The following is an 18,728-nucleotide window of genomic DNA, read 5'->3' as shown; positions in this document are numbered from 1 at the left end:
TCGCTTTGGCCTTCACCGGCCCGGGCCAAATTTTCACCCTACGCGCCTTTCTTATAATCATAGTGCTCTTCTTCTACTTTCACACACTCTCATCGCTCAATTCTCATCTCTTACCAGCGACAGGATATTGTCTCAGACCATACTGTACCATTAAAAAGTATAAGGGTAAATTAACCTTTATCAGACCAAGCAAAACTTTGGAGAATAAACCGCTATCTTTGTTTATAAAAGGGTAGGAAATCCCTGATTTTTCCTTTTCCGTGCTTTTTTTGGGTTATATTGTCAAACCGACCTGAGTCATTCCATAAAAAACTCACTCCAATCATAAAATCGGCGTATACCCCAATCATTTGTAAACGCTCTCCTTCAACGCTGTAATTATGTACAACATCAAGAAAGTCGTAATTTACCATATTCAGATTAATGGCAGCCAACAACTCCAATTGTTTTGAAATTTTTGTCCGTATACCGGGTGTTATTGTATATACAGCAGTTGACATTTTATTGTTTTCATACTCCTCTACTCCTTTTCCAAAAATTACTCCCGAATGCCAGTTGTCCCTGTAACGCAACTGAGAACGGTAGGGCACATATCCAAAACCGGCTCTGATAAAAGGATTTGTTGTATTATAATGAGTCCTTAACACAATATTATACTGCACATAAATTTTTTGCGCAAACAACTGACTTTTATACACTATGGGTTCGGTAAAAGGTTCTTGCATCGAAGCATGAAAACCGGTAGCAGAAAAATCGGGTGAAGTAGCTTCTCCATTTAAAGTGGATAAGGTAAAAGCAACACCTGCCTCCCAGTTTTTTGTAAATTGTTTGGAAAGTTCAAACCCAAAACCAACTCCGGGCTGATTGTCAAATTCATTGACGGAGCCGGAAAAACCTTTCTGAAACTCGGTCATCATTTGAGAAACAACAAATTCACCGGTAATCCTGATATCCGAGGCCGGGTTCTTTTGCGCCCGGGTATTTAACACCAAACTTAACAGCAAATAAACAATTAACCAATACTTCATCTATATACTACCTCCCCACTCCAAACATTTCAGACTCAAAACTATTTTTTTATTAAACGGCAGTTCTCTTTAATTATTTTAAAAAGAAAATAACATCGCCTTTACTGATGCCAAAATTAAACTGTAGCTGACTGCTCCTTTTTTCCCCAATCTTTCGGAGACTCGCTGTAATCGAAAGATTTAACGAAAGCGGGATTTGATTTTGTCCTTTACAGCATAATTTTACCAACACGTAAGTTCCTGATGATCTTGTTTCAAAAATGTAACTAATTTATTCTCTACTTTCTTTCCGTCAGCCGCTGTAAAAATATCACTATTCAACAAAACTTTCCTGAAAAAAATTGATTTTTATGTGCTTTTTAGTCAAAAAAAATCTTTAAACAGAACATTACTAAGGCAAAGCCCGCGGGGTATTTTGCCAACTTTATCAGCGTTTAAAAACTGACACCCGGATTTTCCCTGTATACTTTATACTTCTTAGCCGGACATTCTTCTGACATCTCCCCCAAACCCAGAGGAAGGACACAGGGGAATCCGCAGCAAATCACAAGAAATTATTTGCTTTAAGCGAAATAAAACCGGAGTCAGTTTTTTCAGTTTCAGACTAAGGAGAAACAGAACATTCCGCATCCTTATTTCAAGCTATCTTCATCCTTAGGATTCAGACAATTGTCGCAGTACAAATACTAATTTATTGTTAAGTATATTTATTGCAAAAAAACTATGCATCAAAAACAAAAATTAACTGCCTGCCTATTTCTTTATTTATCACGAAACCTGCTTCAAACCTGCAAAAGCAAAAATCAGGTTGTTTTTTTCCCCTACTCCTGATTGATACAAAATTTACATTTGTCCGCTATTCATAAAAAATTAACCACTTTTTGATACCAATTACCAGCAAAAGTTTTTACATTTGTTCCGAATAAAATGTATACTTAGTGTAACTTTTATTGACAAATTATAGATTTCAACCAAGAAATATTAATAAATTATTAAATTTACATAGACACTCGAACGGTTTCGATCCATTCAATTTTTTGGAAAGACGATAAAAACACCTAATAGTCTTTTATTTATGAATAAGAAAAGAAATAAACATAAAAGATATTTATGTAACATCTATAAAATTGGATTTTTACATAGAGCGTAAAGTTATTACATTTGGAATCGAGATAGACGCTTAGACAAAAAAGAAACAGAGTTTAACCCGCACATTATGGAAATATTACTAATCATTGGAGCAGCAATAATAGGTTTTACCTTAGTAATGATAGCCGTACCCCCTATTTTACGCGTAGCAAGACAAAAAAATCTTTTTGAACCTATTGAAGAGAGAAAAATACACACAGGCTCTATTCCCTCGCTTGGGGGTGTAGCCATTTTTTTCGGATTTGTGCTGAGTACCATTATCGCAACTGATGGATATACTTTTGATTCTCTGAAATATATTATCGCAGCGGTTATTTTAATGTTCTTTATTGGTTTAAAAGACGACCTTATGATTATCTCTGCAAAAAAGAAGTTTATTGTACAGCTTTTTGCAGGAGTCATACTGATAACGCTGGGGAATGTACGTTTGACAAATTTGCACGGAGTCCTCGGAGTTTATGATATCCATTATTTTGTAAGTTTATTTCTTACGCTGTTTATCATGATTGCGATTATCAATGCATTTAATCTTATAGACGGTATAGATGGTTTGGCATCGGGTCTTGCCATTGTTGCTTCTGCATTTCTGGGGGTATGGTTTTTTCTGGCCTCAGAGATTCAGTTTTCAATCATGTCGTTTGCTTTAATGGGAAGTTTGGCAGCCTTTTTTCTGTATAATGTTTTTGGTCACCGAAACAAACTTTTTATGGGAGACACAGGTTCACTCATTATAGGGCTTGTTGTATCTACTTTGGTCATAAAGTTTAATGAATTTAATATTGTAAAAACAAACCCGGTTTCGATTTACAGTGCTCCCTCTGTATCCTTTGCAGTTATTATTGTTCCTTTGATTGATACGCTGCGGGTGATGACCATAAGACTGATGCAAAAGCGATCTCCCTTTTCGCCCGATAAAAATCATATTCATCACAGAATACTCGAACTTGTTCCCAACCATTTACAGGTCACCTCTATTTTGGCTATTGCCACCATATTTGTTACTGGTATTGCCATTTTGTTTAACAATATGGGATTAAATGTAACCGTACAGTTTTTGCTGGTGTTTACGCTTGGTATTCTGTTTTCATTTGTGCCTTCATTATTGGCAAAAAGGAAAAAAACAAAACTTGCACACCATCCGGCGTAGAAAAATTTGATACCGGGAAAACGTGTTGGTATCGATCTGTTTCTCTTTGAAAAAAATAAAATCAGAACGTTAAACCATAAAGAAAATCTTTACGGCTTCGCCATACATTCGTGTGATATCCTCCTTCCTAAATTTTCCGGGTGACAGAAACAAGTCGCAGGTGTTATTTGATTAAAAATCATCGGTAAAAAAAATACCACACAGAATTTGGCAGCTTGTATCGTTGCTCAACAGAAAAAAGTTTTGATGTTTTTTAAGAATCGGAACTTTGCTCTCTGTGAGGTCAGATGTTTATAAAAAATTGAAAGGAGGGCTTCGACTCCGGCCGGGGAAGAATGATTACCCGGCTGTTTTTGTTTCGATAGATATTTGATGTCACCGGTCATTATTCATCCGCTGAAACAAAAAACTCTTTGACTAGGAAAATCAAACGATTCAAAAGTCAAATCCGGAACCAAACATCAAACATCTGACCACTCCTCCATAAAACATTATGTTATACAAGAATATACACCTCTTAAAAGCTCATCTCTGCTCTGAAAAAGATTCCATGTTTATCGGCAAAATCAGCGTTGGTATAGGTTCCTCCCAACTGGCGGACATACTCCACCCGTAACACTTTAAAAATATTTGTCAATCCAAAACCAATTTCCGCATAAGGTTTACTCATGGCAGTTACATTATATTCCGGCAAATCAAAAACAGGTTTATACGAATCTGTCAAGGTGCCATAATGACTCTTTAACGAAACCATTTCGCGCAACTTCAATTTCTTTATCAGGGGAACCCGGTTAAGCAAAATTCCCCCCCCGTTAAAGTCAAGATGGACATTGGTATACAAATTATGTGCAAACGACGCGTGATGTAAAAGGTTAAAACGGTATTTTGCATACCCCAGCGACATTGAGCCAACCGGCTGGTCGAGCAAGTCGTAAGGGGCATCGCCAAAAAGATATCCGCCATTTACCATATAGCGCATAAACGTAAGTCCCATATTCACTCTGCCCACAACAGAGCCGTGAAACTGCGCATACAATCCCTGACCATCAGAAACACCCGGCAATTTTACCTGCCCCAAATCCAGACTTAAATTGATAACAGGAGTTTCGTCGATATAATAAACACGTGTAAAATAATACTTGTCGTAATATTGCCCGAATGCCAAACGTGTATTAAACAGAATTCCATAGTTATTGTAGGTAGAATACTCTACATTATTTTTAAAAAAATGAACGTTGGGCGTACTTTTGCTGTGTAAAAAATAGGGAGATATCTCCACATTGATGTCTTCGTTGGCATTGTATTCAAAAACCAGATTGAAACTTTTTTCCTCCTTTAGATACGGGTTCTTTTCGCGGCTGGTAAGGGCGGCGATAAAATTTCCGTTTCCCCGGGTATTCGGGTTCTTTTTGATAAAGCGTAAGTATTTATCTTGCGAAACCAGCGTATAATCATCAGAATAATTACCACGGATAATGATCTTGTCGGTGGGCAAAGGCTGAATCCCAAAGTTGAAGCCATATTTCAGTTCTTTGCTTTTGGTTCCGTAGCCTAAAAAACCGCCAACGGTAAAACGCTCAAACATTTTTTCTCCTGTGCGCAGCGGAAGCGAAAAACGCTGGCCTTCGATGGCATTTGTACTGTATATATCGAAAACCGGACCGATTTCTATTTTCCCGGCATCAACATAGCTCGTTAAAACCATTCCCCCAATGGCGTCAATTCCTTTTACAACAGAATTCTCCTTTAGCTTGTCAACCCGCGCGTAGGTGTCCTCTTCCAAATGGTTGGATGCTGCAAACTCCGGCAAATTTTTCCAGTTTCGCGGTTTTATTTGGTTTATTTCCGGAGAAGTAGAATATTCTGTTGTTTTTGAAACTAACCAGTTCCCGCTGTCAATTTCATCGATACGCTGCGAACCATACCTGGAAGTGGTATCTTTATTTAGCCTGAGTGCAAGATTTAAACTTATTTCCTGGTCATCGTAAAACCATTCTCCTTTCTCTGACTTTGAATAATTTACCCGGGCTTTAAAACCATTTACAAAATTGATGTTTGCTTCTTCCTGTACATAAGCATACACTTCGCTTAGCGCAAATGTACTGTCTTCCACGGTAAAACGCCCGGTAAATAATGGATTGTACTTGTTTTTGGGAGCAAAAGAAAAACTAAAATATTTCCGGTCGCCCACATAAGTACTGTCGTTTAGAAAAAAATCGTAACTCAACGATGCCGTATTGCTTAGCGGAGAAGTGATGCCCCGTCCCAAAATGTCAATCTGGTCTTTATAAAAATCCAAATCAACCACTACATTCAAAAGGATTAAACTTTCGATGGTTTGGTTTAACTTGGGGAATATACCATCGCGCCGCATGTAAACGGTACTGTCCACTCCGTCAGCTACTTTTGTTCCTGTTTCCGACAAATAAATGGGAGAAAAAAGCAGGTTCTGTCCGTCAATTTTCATGGTTACCTCATTTAAATTGTCAACCAGGCGGCTTGCATTTGAAGTAGAGTCGATAGCAACATAAACTGTTGTTCGTGCATAGGAATTGTAAGCTGAAGTATTTTCGATGAGCTCCCTGTTCTCTTTTTTTCTGTCCAGAATCTTTTTCAGCAAAACTTTTGCACGCGAAACTTCAGGTTTTACAGTTACTTCACTTAATTCCTTTACCTCCTCCTGCATAAAAACAATATAGGGGTTTTCGTTAATTTCCCAAAAAGGGATTTCCCTTCTCTGATATCCCACCGATGAAATGCAAAGTGTGTCATCCTTCTCCAGTTTCATTTTGAACCGGCCTTCCACATCCGACATGGTACCTGTGGTTGTACCCTTTATCCATATATTTGCATACGGGATTGATTCCTGCGTTTTCCGGTCTTTTACGGTACCGGTAATCCCCTGAGCAAAAGCCCCGGTATATATTATGGCCAACAAACTGACCAGAGTAATTTTATGTAACATCATTTAGTGTGCTTGCTCCCTCTCCTTTTTTATCAACCAATACAATCCTTTTACTCCGATTTTGATATCGTCGAGTTTCAACAGGACAAAAATTTTCTCGATGTAAGCCAGTGCTCCCCACCCCACTGCCAGGTAATACATCCAGGTATAGAATCCGAAAACAAAAAGAATAAAAAAGAAAATACTCTGGATATATCCGGCAGAAACGGCCGAGTACAAATGTAATCCCGGAATTTTGCCAAACCGTACAAAAGAAATAATATAACTTAGAACAAACACGCTCAAAAAGAGATACAATATCCACGCGTGGGGTTCAATCTCGGTCCATTTAAAAACAAACAACCCCAACAAAGCCATGGCATAAGTACATATATCCGCCAGGTTATCAAGAGCCGCACCAAAATTGGTTTGTAATTTAAACAACCGGGCTATATTTCCGTCAAGTACATCGCTTACCAAACTGATGCACAACAAAATAACATACCATTGTTCCCTGCCCGTAAGTGCCATAAAAAATATCACAGGAAATACCAGGAGCCTGTAAAGACTTATAAAATTCGGAACATTTAAAACATTTTCACCCCGTATTATTAATTGTTTCATCTGCTTTAATTTTAGTTTTTCATCAACGTTAAAAGTTTGTTTCAGGCGGCAACAGTTTTCCGTTTTTGGGCAGAAAGTGTTCTCACAAAATATTGAAGCATCGCATAAACACTTTCATCGTTTAATTCATCATCTTCGCCTGGCTGAATAATCTCGTCGCGCCGGCTGGTATCAAATTTCAAATTGGTTTCGGTATAACTTCCGGTAAACGACATACCAATTGAAATCAGACGCTCCAGTGAGTTCATCGAATTCCGGTTCAGGTTTTGCTGCGGAATGAGTGTTATCGGCAAAACTTCGTTTAAAGTATTTATAATCTGTTCGTTTTTTATAGATCGTTTTGCCACCAAATTCATAATTCGCGGAGCTGTGTCTGTTTGAACTGCCTGTAGCAGATAACTTACCACAGTCCCGATTGGAATCAAATTCTGAGTTGAAGCCGGATCCACTTTCACCCGAACCACCTCGTTTGGATAGCGACGGGCCAACTTGTAAATCCGTTTTGAGAAATCGAAAATGCCGTAATCCGTTTTTGTTATTCCGGTTCGGTGGTCGCCTACAACCTGTGAAAGGCGAATGACATGTCCGTTCAAATGACTCTTTTCGATACTTTGGCAAACGATATTCTCGCCATATCTTTTTGAAAGTTCATAATAATTTCTGAAGGAAGAAATGGGTTCATTTTTATAAAATTTCTCTTCAAAAACATCGTTATATTTTCCACAGGAATAAGCTGTTCCGATATAAAAAAACCGCGACTTTTTTGAGGCATATTTTTGAAATACATCAATCGAATTCCTCACTCCTTCAATATTAGTTGTAAAAATTTCATCCACCGATTTCTCATCGTATTTTAAACTGGCTGCAAAATGAAAATAATCCACATTTGTTTTGAACACCTTTGTTAAAATTTTCTCTTCCATTGCAAAATCTTTTTCAAGCAGGGAGTAGGCATAAACAGAAAGATTTTGGGTATTTAGCGTTTCATTTTCCTCGATATCCGCTAATACACTGTTCATTCTTTCTTCCGGTGTCTGTTTGTGGCCGGGCCGAACCAACGCGACCACTTTGTTGCCCGTTTTTAACAAGCGGGCTATAAAATTTGAAGCAACATAACCGTTTGCTCCATTTACTACAATTGTTTTCATTTTCTGTTTTCTTTTAATATGTTTAATTTCTTATCTGCACAACTTTTTATTTTAAAGGAATAACACCAAAACCGCCACAACACTGAGTGGGATACTTAAATTATCAGAGCCCCGCCAACTGACTAATTCTGCCAAAGTGCTAACAATACCAATGGTTAACGCTAGCCAAAATGCTTTTAGGTCAAAAATTCCGCGGTGGAAATACAGTGCGATCAAGCTGATTACCAAACTTGAAACCAGAAAGGCTCCTGAGCCCAACCATGTTTTGTTTAATTTTTTTCCAAACCATTTTATTCTTCCGTTATACGCTTTTAAGTTGATTCCAAGAATAGCTGCCATTGGGTCGCTGATGGCCAGAATCAACATGGGAAGAATGTATATAAACTTGTTATCGCTTATATTTGAAATCAAAAAGGTGATGTAAATTGAGAGGGGAAGCAAATAACTTCCAACCGACTTTCGTGTTACACCGTGAATTGATTTTAGTTGTTTTCCATTCCGTGTAATAAACAATACGGCTGCAAACAAAAGCGCAAGTACCAGAATGTACCAGTGTGATGGAAAAATATACGGAAACGGCACGGTTGCCAACACTGAGGTAAAATGCGCAAATTTCCGTGTTATTTCACCGGTTGGGTTCAACCTCCGGTAAACCAGTTCATTAAAAATTAACAACAAGCCGATTCCGACTAAATACACAAATGACAATACTACAATATTTCCCATAACAAATTTTCCTCTTTTAAATTCCCAAAACCGGCATTGCCAGCGCAGCCCATGCCCCCCCTGCAATTAGACTATCAAACCTGTCAAGAAAGCCACCGTGTCCGGGTATCCAGTTGCTGTAATCTTTAACCTGATATTTTCGTTTGTATAGCGAGGCCAGAATATCACCCGCAAATGCAAAAAATACGGTTCCAAAAGCAAACAGAAATAACTCAAAATTGCTTCCCGGGAAAAGATTTTTTAACAAAAATGCACTTGCCAATGAAATAATTGCTCCTCCAACAACACCACCCAGCGTTTTATTCGGGCTGATACCCGGCATTATTTTGGTCTTCCCAAAAAGTTGCCCCGTGATTTGGCTAAAGGCGTCAAAAATGGAAAGTATTAAAAATGTCAGCAGAATCAGATTACGGTCGGCCAGACTAAAAACGATGAATCCAGCTGAAAGTATAAAATAAACCAACAGAGCTGCAACAAAAAACAGCGCGTGCCTAAATTTTACAGAAATAAAAAGGCGGTTTAACTCAAAACTTCCAACAGCAACAATTAGAATTGCCAGATACGAGAAAACAACTGCCCGGATGGTAATACTAAAAAATAAAATATTAATGATTATAAAATAAACTCCAAACTTTGTATAACTTTTGCGGGCCACTTCGCGTTCTTTTTTTCTGTTAATCAGATAAAAACCGATTCCGCCCAAAATAAAATAACTCAATATAATACTGTAAATCAATTGTTCCATAAAAACTAATTCCTTCCTAAAATCATTAAAACTCCGATTGCTGCCATAATGATCGCATACACATATTTTGCTTTGCTCTCTGATTTATCAATTTGAACCTTGGCGAGTAAACGCGGGCCAATCACAGCTCCAATTGCAGAGCCTGCCGTGAGAAATACAACCAATGTAAGATCGATTTTTCCGACAATAAAATGAGCTCCCACTGCAAAAATCGTATTCACCAACACAATCAGAAGCGATGTGCCAATAACCATCCTGAACGGAATTCTCATTGAAAACAATCCGGCCAGAACAGGCGCTGTTCCACTGGTTCCAAATGTTCCGGTAATTAAACCGGCGGCCAGGCCGAAAAACGAACCTTTAACTGTTTTTAAACTCTTAAATGATATTCTTGTATTTTCCCTCTCCTTCTCTCCTTTATTTTTTCGGGCACTAAACACCATGTTTAGTGCAATCAAAACGGAATAAACCCCAAAAGCCGTTTTTAACGCCAGGTCACTGATTCTGCTGGTTATCTCCGCACCAATAAAAGCTCCGGTAATTCCGGTTATCATAAAAAGAGCAGCTACCCGTAAATCGATATGTTTTTTTCGATAGTGCCCCAGTGAGCCAACAATACAAATCGGTAAAGCAGCCACGAGCGACGTTATCACCGCTGTTTGTGCAGGGACCATTATAATCAGCGTAAGAATGGGCAGAAAAAAAAATCCGCCGCCGCCGCCAACCATGGTTCCAAACAAACCAATAATAAACCCCAGCAATGGTAAAATAAAATAAATGTTCTGTATTTCTGAAAATTCAATCATTCACCGTATTTTCTGTAACTCTTTTTAACTCCAGCATACCCAGGGCATGCCGCATCTTTGCATATTCCAAAACACCGTTTTTATAAATATATCTGTTTAGCTCCTTTTCTTTCTCGTCGTTCACTACATAAGTGTGTTCGCTTAAAGATGTTATCTGCATCATTTCGGCTGTTCTTTCTTTGTATAATTGTTTTATACCCAATGGTTCGTTAAAATAAAGCAGGCTTCCGCTGTATGTAATCGAATCATTGACAACAGCAGTATCTCCATCAACAACAAGCAGGTAAGCGTCTTTTTGCTGTTTTAGCACCATATCGGAATTTAGCTTCCCGTTTTTATACGTTTTCACTTTGGAGCTTTTCAAAACCCCCTGCTCGTAAACGGTATTCTGTACATATTTTACACGATACGAAAACAAAAGCTTCACTTTTATATCCGTTATTGCTTCAATATTCAATTTTCCATTTTCAATTTTCTGAGTAACTGAAAATTCACCAACCTTTGCCCCCATCATTTCCAGATTGTACTTTGAGGTTATTTCTTTGGATTTCGCAGGAACGGAGCTTGTAACAAGAACAAAAAACAAAATGGTATTTAAAAGCCAAAACTTATTTCGTAAGCTCAAATGCTTGTTGTTGAAATACTTTTTTTGAAAATGATATTTTACCGGAAATAGACTATTCATTTTAATTGATCTGTTGTTAAACGGACAGAAGCTTCTACTATTCTTTTACAATAAACACCTGACTTACAATCCAATCCACTCTTTAAATTCGGTTGCCTTTAAACGACTGATTGTAATTGGCTCGTCAAAAGGAGGAATCAAGCGAAGAATCAACTTTCCTCCAAAATGATTCTCAAATTTCCGAACAGCGTTAATGTGTACAATTGTACTTCTGTTTACACGAAAAAATACGTCAGGATCAAGTTGTTCTTCCAGTTTTTCCATGGTTAAATCGATCGGGTACTGTTTGTTTGAGAATGTAACTGCTGTGTTCATTCTGTTTTCGGTATAAAACCAGGCAATATCTTCTACATTTAGTTTAAAATAGGAAGTTGCTCCTGAAATCAGAAAGCGTTTGCGGTATTTTTTTTCTCCCTGTGTAATTGCTTCCAAAAGTTCATGGTAATCTGGTTTTAGGGTTGAATCGTCTTTTCGGGGGGCTGCCAAATGTTCAAATTTTTCGATTGCCTGTTCCAGCTTTTCCAATTTTACAGGCTTTAATAAATAATCGATGCTGTTCACCTGAAAAGCCTGAAGTGCATATTCGTCGTAAGCCGTTGTAAAAATTACCATGCTGTCCACCTGAACATTGTCAAATATCGAAAAACTAATTCCGTCGGTTAGTTGGATATCCATAAAAATTAAATCCGGTGCCGGATTATTTTCCAACCAGGCAACAGTACTTTTAACACTTTCCAGTCCCTCAACAATATTCCACTCTGGCCGTAACCGTTCTACCATTCCTTTTAACAAACGGTAATTATGTAATTCGTCTTCAACTATAATAACTCTCATATGTTCCTCCGACTGTTTTGTTCAAAATAATCATTCACAACAACAAATTACGTTACAACAAAGGGACTTTTACTTCAAACATCTCTTCATCGTATTGGATGACAACCTCTTTATCGGTGAGCATTTCATACCTCCGTACCAGATTTCCCAAACCTGTTTTTGTTGAATAGGAGGCAGTTCTCAGATTCAGATTGTTGGTAACAACCAAATAATCTCTTTCTACCACTACCTTTAGTTTTAAAGGTGTTTCCTTGCTTGCAATATTATGTTTTATCGCATTTTCAATAAGCAACTGAACGGTTAGCGGGGCGATTTCTTTATCGAGTTCTTCATCTGAAATATCATATTCCAATAATAATCCGTCTCCCAAACGTTCTTTGTGAAGCGCATAATATGCCTTCATAAAATCGAATTCCTCTTTTAACTTAACCAGTCTTTTATTTTTACTTTGAAGTACATAGCGATATACATCTGTAAAATTCTCGGTGAAACCGACCGCAACTTCCGGATCGTATATAATCAAGGATTTTAGTACACTTAAATTATTAAACAGAAAATGTGGGTTTAGCTGATCCTGCAGAGAATTATAATCCATTTCGAGTTTTTCTCTTTTCATCTTGGCAATCACTTCCTGCGAATTAAGCCATTTTCTTGTCATCCGCCCCAGTGTAAGTGAGTTGGCAACCATTTGGACAAAAATTAAACCGGCAACCATTCCAAGAATTACAGAAGGCCGTGACTCCTCTGTACTCAGCTTTGGTTCAACAAAATACATAATAAACCTATGTGCAAGAATCAAAAAAATAATACTAACACCTATCTGTAAAAAGAGGCGAAGTTTTAGTTTGGTTGGAACCGGTAAGAATTTTTCAAGAATATTATCTAAAACAATTTGAAGTTCCACAGCCACATTAAAGATGATAATAACCACAACATATATAAACGCAGGAATACGCTCATCCAAATGGGCAGGTATTTTGGTCACCAGCACAATAAAACGTAAAATCAGCACCGCTGTTAAACTGATAATCGCAAACCGGACAATAATATTCAAAGGCGCGTAACTTGGCAGCCTCAGCTCCAATTCGGGTTTTTTCTTCTTATGTAATTGTTTACACTTCATTCATGTTTAGTTACTGGTCAATTTTCACTCTTCATTTTCTTCAGGCATGTACAAATTTCCGGTAACATTTTCCCATCTGGTTCTTAACACCTCAAAATTGGCAATGGCCTGTGTTAACTGAGCTTTTGCTTCTGCCCATTTAGCCTGAGCACTTAACAACTCAGTTGTTGTATTTAAGCCGACATCAAAACTGGCACGGGTTTCATCCAGACTTTCCCCTGCTTCTGTCACATTTTTTTCCGCCAGCCGGATTGATTCATAGGCTTCCTCAACCTGAATTTTAACCTGCATCACTTCCAGGCTTATCAAATCATTTGTGTTTTCCAGTTCTGTTTCTGCCTGTTGTATTTTTAACTGAGCAGCACGCATTTTCTTTTTTCCTTGTCCCCATTGAAAAAGAGGAATTGAAACCTGAGCCGCCAACATGGGTTGAAAATCAACATCCTCGTACAAATCTTTTAACCAGTAACTTGTATATTGGGCACTTACGCCCACTGTCGGAAGATAATCGGCTCGGGTAATTTTTGCATCCAGTTCGCTTAGTTGTTTCTGCTTCTCCAGAATTTTTAATTCATTTCTTTTGCTACTGGCCTGAGTTATACCGTTGTCAAAATTTATCAACTGTACATCTGTATTTTCATCGTGACTGATTTTTATATCGGTATCCAGTGGTTGTCCTAATATCTGGTTCAAATACATTTTAGCCACTTTCAATCCGTTTCTGGCTTTTAACAGATTTAGTTCAGCCTCATTTTTCTGAACCGTTACTTTTAACTTTTCACTGGCAGGTTGTAAACCAACTTCGTACATCGCAGACATTTGCTCTTCCAATTCAATTAACATTTTAATATACTCCTCTGCGATTAAAATGTTCTCTTCAACGGTTGCTACCTGCCAAAATGCTTTATCTGTTGCTTCGATTATCTCCGAATATTTCATATTCAAAGATAAATTGGCTATTTCAACACCTGCATCTGCCTGTTGATTGGAATACCTTATTTTGCCACCGGCATAAACCGGCTGAGTTACCTCAAATCCGCTGTTTATCAAAGTAATACTACTTATATCAAGCGAAATCCCCGGACTCCACACATTGCTTGTTCCGGAGTAGTTGCCAGCCATTGCCTCTTCTTCGCTGTCGGCAGTTGGGAGGAAATAACCTGGCATACTTATCGGATCCATATTTGGTCGGTGCATTAACGACGATGTAAAGCCCAATTTTGGCAAATATGCTGTTCTGGCAACCTCCTGATTAACCTGCGCCTCTCTGTTTTGCAAAGCTGCGGCTTTCAATTCCTTGTTAAATTCAACAGCTTGTCGACGACATTCCTCAAGTGTCATAACTTTTTGCCCAAACGCATTATTAAATGCCATTGCAAAAACAAAAAGTATAACGATGCTTATTGTAGTTTTTATTGATTTCTTCATTTTCTTCTTCCTAAAATTGTATTTATCACCTTTTTTCAACGGACATATTTTACTCTTCATCATTATTTCCCGGCTTTTTTCAAACGACGTCCGTCAACCCGATACAATACGGTATATAAAACAGGAACAACAACCAACGTGATTATAGAACCAACTGCCAGACCAAACATAATTACCACCGCTGTAGAATTAAACATCGAATCACTAAGCAGCGGCGCCATTCCGAGAATTGTTGTAAGCGAAGCCATCATAACCGGACGTAAACGCGATAAGGCAGCATCGATTGTGGCAGTTAAACGGTCTTTCCCCGTCCTGATATTCTGGTTGATTTCATCCAACAAAACCACCGCATTTTTAATCATCATGCCGATAAGTCCCAGTGCACCAATTATTCCTGCAAATGTCAGGAAAACCCTGGTCGTTACAAGCCCCAAAACAATACCAATAAAAGCAAAGGGGACAATAAGGAATATGATAATTGGTTGTTTCAGATTATTAAACAAGCCAATAATAATAATGGCCATTAAACCAACAGCTAATGGTAAAAACATAAACAAAGCTTCGTTGGCTTCGCCTGACCTGGCAGTAGCCCCTTCCCACTTCATTTCATAACCATCCGGTAATTCTATCGCTTCAATTTTCTCCTGAAATTTAGCCTGGACATCTGCAGCCGTATATCCTTTTGCAGCATCGCATTGCGCTTTTATCGAACGCTGATTGTCGAGACGATTTATAAGCTCATAATCCCATGTAACTTTTAATGTGTCTGCTATTTGAGATAAAGGTACACTTGCCCTGCTTTGTTGTCCCCACACCGGAATATTCATCAGTTGTTCCACGTTGTCTCCCAGTTTAGTATTGGTTCGTAATACAATCGGAAGCATTTTGTCTCCTTCATAAACCGCCCCAATTGGCATCCCGTTTGTTGCCACAAGAATTGAGTTTCCCATGTCAGAGCGTGTTAATCCGAGTGGCTGGGCTCTTTCTACTGAATATTCAGGGACAAGTTTTTTCGTCTGATTTTTCCAGTTGTCGGTAATATTAACTGCTGTTGGCTCATCCAAAAATATCTTTTTTGCCTGATTGGCCAAATCTTTGAGCACAGCGGAATCCGGACCTGTAAATTGCGCTTCAATATCTGCGTCGGCAAAAGCAGCTCCATATTCCTCCACCCTGAAAAAAGCGTCGGGATAGTTCTCGCTTAAATATTCTTCTATTTCAGGAATTATCTCCGCAACTCTTTCGGTGTTGTCCGTTTCAACAATTAAGTCGCCATAATTTGAGCCACCTGTAGCCATGTGGCGCATCAATAAGTAACGAGCTGGCGGCCGGCCGGCTGAAGTGGTTACAGAATGTACACCATCTATCTTTAAAATTTCTTCCTGAATTTGCTTCACATCCTTTTCTACAGCTTTAATATCGGCTCCTTGCGGCAGATAATACTCAATATAAAACTGATCGTAGTCAATTTTCGACATAAAATCTACTTTTACAAAGCGAAAAGACCAGAATGCGAAAATCAAAATGGCAAAAGAAGCTACAGCAAATGCATATTTATTTCGAATTCCCCATTTCAAAAATCGTCCAAAAATCCGGTAAAATTTAGAATCGTATGCCTCGGCATGCTCTCCTTTTGGACGCTCCTTCCGGTAAAAATACTTCGCATTAAAAGGTGTTTGAATCATTGCGAACACCCAACTCAGCGACAATGAAATAATCAATACGGTAAACAGGGAAGATAAGAACTCACCGGCTTCGTTTGGTGACATTCTCAATGGTAAGAAAGCTAAGATGGCAACAGCTGTAGCACCGAGCAAAGGGAGTGCTGTTCTCTTTGCTGTATGAACAAAAGCTTTACTTCTGTCCATTCCTGATTTTAAATCAACCAAAATCCCATCTGCAACTACAATGGCATTATCAACCAACATCCCCATTGCAAGAATTATCGCGGCTAAAGTTACCCTGTGTAATGGGAGCCCAATCCCCAACATCACAATTAAGGTTCCCATAATTGTAAAAACAAGACCACTTGAAATAAGTAAGCCGGAACGCAAGCCCATCGCAAACATTAGTACAATAATTACAATACCAACCGACATGGCCAGATTCATCATAAAGTTTTTAACTGCGTCATCTACTCGGTCAGGTTGATAGTACACCTGATTGATTTCTATCCCTGCCGGAAGTCCTTCCTGAATTTCAGCCAGTTTTTCATCAAGGCGAGCGCCTAGTTTCACCACATTAATTCCACTTTCGTTTGACAGACCAAGAGTTAAACCTGGCTTGTTATTGTAATACAGAGCCTCATTTTGTGGTTCCAGGTACGATTTTTCTATCGTAGCAATATCTCCCAAACGGAAATTTCCTCCCCGGGGAACCTGAATTAAAAGATTCTCAATTTCCTCAATGCTTGTAATTTTTTGTCCAACTCCAACCCGAACTGATTCTTTACCAACATCAACAGAACCGGGATTAATTATGCTTGTCTCATTTTGAATGGCCGCTGCAATATACATGGGATTAACGCTCAAGCCTGCAAGCTTTTCAGGCGAAAAAACAACATCAATGGCTTGTGTATGCTCACCAAAAACCTGCGAACGGCGCACTCCGTTCACTCCGAGCAATTCGCGTTCAATGTACTCTGTATATTTTGTAAGTTCTTCGTGGTTATATCCATCTGCTGTAACAGCGTACAGAATTCCGTAAACATCCGCAAAATCATCGTTTACGATTGGATCCATTGCTCCGGTAGGCAAGGAACCTTTTGCATCATTCACTTTACGACGAAGGTGATCCCAAAGCTGTGGTAACTGCGGAGTTTTCACCCTTGCTTTTATATTAATGGTTATCATTGACAAACCGGGACGCGAAACCGAAGTTATTTCATCGATATTTTCCAGTTTCTGAATGGCTTTTTCCAACACATCAGTAACTTCAAGTTCCACCTCGTGTGCGGTTGCCCCGGGATAAACGGTAACTACTGTTGCTGCTTTTATCGGAATTTCAGCATCCTCCAGCTTCCCTATATTATTATATGCGATAAAGCCACCAACCAACACTGCAAACAGTATGGTTGAAATCATGGCCTTCTGATTTAAAAGCCTTTCAAACATTATAGCAGCCCTCCAACATTAGTTTCAGAAGGAGTAGAGAGCGGTTTTACTTTTTGCCCTTCCACCAGGTAGTGCACACCTGCTGTAACAACCTTCTCTCCGTTGTTTAATCCGGATGATATGTTTACTCTCCCATTTGATCCATCCAGTGATATTTTAACCTGACGTTTTTCAACCTGGCTGGTGGATGAATTGTATATCCAAACATATGTACTTGTTTTTTCATGAAAAATAGCTGTTGACGCAACCGACAATTGATTTTCTCCCGACTGGCAATAAATCGTTACTTCTGCGGTCATTCCCGGTGCTACTTTGAAATCTTTTTTGTTTTCAAAAGAAAACTTAACTTCATACAAACCGTCCTGCATTGCTTTTTCACTCACACTAAACAGCTGCACCGGAAGTTTTTCTATTCCTGCATTTTCAACATCCAAAAAACTTTTCTTGTCACTTTTTATCCGGTTGAGCTGGCTTTCTGCAACCGAGGCGACAACCTCCAGATGAGAATTATCAATGATAGAAACGATGGGTATGCCTGCACCTACTGTTTGATAATTTTCCACAAATTTTTCGTAAATAAAACCAGAAAAGGGAGCTTTCAATTTTGTATCATTCAGCTGATTTTGTGCATTTTCATAAGCCGTTTTTGCCATCAGGTAACCTGATTTAATTTTTTCAAAAGTGTTTTCGGGAATCTTTTTCTGTCCTACCAACTGTTTGTAACGCTTATACTCTCCTTCAACCTGCTCAAACTGAGCTTTGGAAGTTTCAACCTGGAGCTGGTAATCGCGGTCATCTATTTCCGCAACAACTTGCCCGGTGCGAACATAATCACCTTGTTTTACATTCAACTTTTTTAACGGTCCCCCTACACGAAAAGAAAGAGAGGTCAAACTCTTTTCCTTTATCTTACCGTTAAGGGTCATTGTGTTCTGAACAACGTCATCCGTAATTGTTTCTACTTTAACCTTTTTAATTGTTTCGGCCTGAGGCGCTTCTTCTGATGAATTTTTACATCCTGACAATATGATTATTGCAAGGCCAAGTACCAGATAAATGTTTCTGAATTTCATGTGTCAACAATTTGTTTGTTTCTGTTTTTAATAGCTCAAAACTAGACAGAACTTATTCCTTATAAATAATAAAGTGTATCAACTGACAAAAATTACACATGAAGTGCAGTAAACAATAGCTGATTTTAAAACTCCCATTCCCAAAAACAATCATT

14 protein-coding genes are annotated in these 18,728 nt (G+C 38.5%); 1 reads left to right on the top strand and 13 read right to left on the bottom strand.

The window, feature by feature from the left end; translation table 11 throughout:
- Nucleotides 1-212: 212 nt before the first annotated feature.
- Nucleotides 213-1,028, bottom strand: coding sequence for a hypothetical protein (locus K5G00_RS23445; protein WP_238768940.1), 816 nt, complete (start codon nt 1,026-1,028; stop codon nt 213-215).
- A gap of 1,216 nt (nt 1,029-2,244) precedes the next feature.
- Between K5G00_RS23445 and K5G00_RS23440 the strand changes: the two genes are divergently transcribed.
- A complete protein-coding gene (locus tag K5G00_RS23440; RefSeq protein ID WP_238768939.1) occupies nt 2,245-3,324 on the top strand; it encodes an MraY family glycosyltransferase in 1,080 nt (359 codons plus the stop codon).
- 517 nt (nt 3,325-3,841) lie between these two features.
- Here K5G00_RS23440 and K5G00_RS23435 read toward each other — a convergent pair.
- From K5G00_RS23435 to K5G00_RS23380, 12 genes are all read right to left on the bottom strand, one after another.
- Entirely contained in the window at nt 3,842-6,262 is a 2,421-nt protein-coding gene (locus K5G00_RS23435; RefSeq protein WP_238768938.1) for a DUF5686 and carboxypeptidase-like regulatory domain-containing protein, read from the bottom strand.
- Between the two features lie 30 nt (nt 6,263-6,292).
- Nucleotides 6,293-6,892 (bottom strand): CDP-alcohol phosphatidyltransferase family protein, encoded by a 600-nt coding sequence (locus tag K5G00_RS23430; RefSeq protein ID WP_238768937.1) that lies wholly within the window; start codon nt 6,890-6,892, stop codon nt 6,293-6,295.
- A 41-nt stretch (nt 6,893-6,933) separates the two neighbouring features.
- Nucleotides 6,934-8,040 (bottom strand): SDR family oxidoreductase, encoded by a 1,107-nt coding sequence (locus K5G00_RS23425; RefSeq protein ID WP_238768936.1) that lies wholly within the window; start codon nt 8,038-8,040, stop codon nt 6,934-6,936.
- Between the two features lie 51 nt (nt 8,041-8,091).
- Entirely contained in the window at nt 8,092-8,766 is a 675-nt protein-coding gene (locus K5G00_RS23420) for a diacylglycerol/polyprenol kinase family protein (protein WP_238768935.1), read from the bottom strand.
- Between the two features lie 16 nt (nt 8,767-8,782).
- Nucleotides 8,783-9,511, bottom strand: coding sequence for a phosphatidate cytidylyltransferase (locus K5G00_RS23415; protein WP_238768934.1), 729 nt, complete (start codon nt 9,509-9,511; stop codon nt 8,783-8,785).
- 5 nt (nt 9,512-9,516) lie between these two features.
- Complete coding sequence (locus K5G00_RS23410; RefSeq protein ID WP_238768933.1) at nt 9,517-10,317, bottom strand: sulfite exporter TauE/SafE family protein; 801 nt, start codon at nt 10,315-10,317, stop codon at nt 9,517-9,519.
- Nucleotides 10,310-11,002 (bottom strand): DUF6134 family protein, encoded by a 693-nt coding sequence (locus K5G00_RS23405; RefSeq protein ID WP_238768932.1) that lies wholly within the window; start codon nt 11,000-11,002, stop codon nt 10,310-10,312. The genes K5G00_RS23410 and K5G00_RS23405 overlap by 8 nt, the downstream gene beginning before the upstream one ends.
- Nucleotides 11,003-11,065: 63 nt before the next feature.
- On the bottom strand, nt 11,066-11,836 hold the full coding sequence (locus K5G00_RS23400; RefSeq protein ID WP_238768931.1) for a LytR/AlgR family response regulator transcription factor: 771 nt from the start codon (nt 11,834-11,836) through the stop codon (nt 11,066-11,068).
- Nucleotides 11,837-11,888: 52 nt separating this feature from the next.
- Nucleotides 11,889-12,959 (bottom strand): sensor histidine kinase, encoded by a 1,071-nt coding sequence (locus K5G00_RS23395; protein WP_238768930.1) that lies wholly within the window; start codon nt 12,957-12,959, stop codon nt 11,889-11,891.
- Between the two features lie 24 nt (nt 12,960-12,983).
- Nucleotides 12,984-14,387 (bottom strand): TolC family protein, encoded by a 1,404-nt coding sequence (locus tag K5G00_RS23390; RefSeq protein ID WP_238768929.1) that lies wholly within the window; start codon nt 14,385-14,387, stop codon nt 12,984-12,986.
- A gap of 62 nt (nt 14,388-14,449) precedes the next feature.
- Entirely contained in the window at nt 14,450-17,500 is a 3,051-nt protein-coding gene (locus K5G00_RS23385) for an efflux RND transporter permease subunit (protein ID WP_262921432.1), read from the bottom strand.
- Nucleotides 17,500-18,573, bottom strand: a complete 1,074-nt coding sequence (locus tag K5G00_RS23380; protein ID WP_238768927.1) for an efflux RND transporter periplasmic adaptor subunit — start codon at nt 18,571-18,573, stop codon at nt 17,500-17,502. The genes K5G00_RS23385 and K5G00_RS23380 overlap by 1 nt, the downstream gene beginning before the upstream one ends.
- Nucleotides 18,574-18,728 lie beyond the last annotated feature (155 nt).

It is taken from the genome of Maribellus maritimus (genome assembly GCF_022267315.1).
Taxonomy (GTDB): Bacteria; Bacteroidota; Bacteroidia; order Bacteroidales; family Prolixibacteraceae; genus Draconibacterium; species Draconibacterium maritimum.
The sequence above is the reverse complement of the archived record's forward strand: the minus strand, read 5'-3'. Positions and strand labels throughout refer to the sequence as shown.

What these genes read in the sequence shown, in the direction of transcription:
- K5G00_RS23430 (WP_238768937.1), bottom strand. Translation starts at nt 6,892, where the DNA reads ATGAAACAATTAATAATACGGGGTGAAAATGTTTTAAATGTTCCGAAT.
- K5G00_RS23390 (WP_238768929.1), bottom strand. Translation starts at nt 14,387, where the DNA reads ATGAAGAAATCAATAAAAACTACAATAAGCATCGTTATACTTTTTGTT.
- K5G00_RS23385 (WP_262921432.1), bottom strand. Translation starts at nt 17,500, where the DNA reads ATGTTTGAAAGGCTTTTAAATCAGAAGGCCATGATTTCAACCATACTG.
- K5G00_RS23420 (WP_238768935.1), bottom strand. Translation starts at nt 8,766, where the DNA reads ATGGGAAATATTGTAGTATTGTCATTTGTGTATTTAGTCGGAATCGGC.
- K5G00_RS23440 (WP_238768939.1), top strand. Translation starts at nt 2,245, where the DNA reads ATGGAAATATTACTAATCATTGGAGCAGCAATAATAGGTTTTACCTTA.
- K5G00_RS23400 (WP_238768931.1), bottom strand. Translation starts at nt 11,836, where the DNA reads ATGAGAGTTATTATAGTTGAAGACGAATTACATAATTACCGTTTGTTA.
- K5G00_RS23405 (WP_238768932.1), bottom strand. Translation starts at nt 11,002, where the DNA reads ATGAATAGTCTATTTCCGGTAAAATATCATTTTCAAAAAAAGTATTTC.
- K5G00_RS23415 (WP_238768934.1), bottom strand. Translation starts at nt 9,511, where the DNA reads ATGGAACAATTGATTTACAGTATTATATTGAGTTATTTTATTTTGGGC.
- K5G00_RS23410 (WP_238768933.1), bottom strand. Translation starts at nt 10,317, where the DNA reads ATGATTGAATTTTCAGAAATACAGAACATTTATTTTATTTTACCATTG.
- K5G00_RS23425 (WP_238768936.1), bottom strand. Translation starts at nt 8,040, where the DNA reads ATGAAAACAATTGTAGTAAATGGAGCAAACGGTTATGTTGCTTCAAAT.
- K5G00_RS23395 (WP_238768930.1), bottom strand. Translation starts at nt 12,959, where the DNA reads ATGAAGTGTAAACAATTACATAAGAAGAAAAAACCCGAATTGGAGCTG.
- K5G00_RS23445 (WP_238768940.1), bottom strand. Translation starts at nt 1,028, where the DNA reads ATGAAGTATTGGTTAATTGTTTATTTGCTGTTAAGTTTGGTGTTAAAT.
- K5G00_RS23380 (WP_238768927.1), bottom strand. Translation starts at nt 18,573, where the DNA reads ATGAAATTCAGAAACATTTATCTGGTACTTGGCCTTGCAATAATCATA.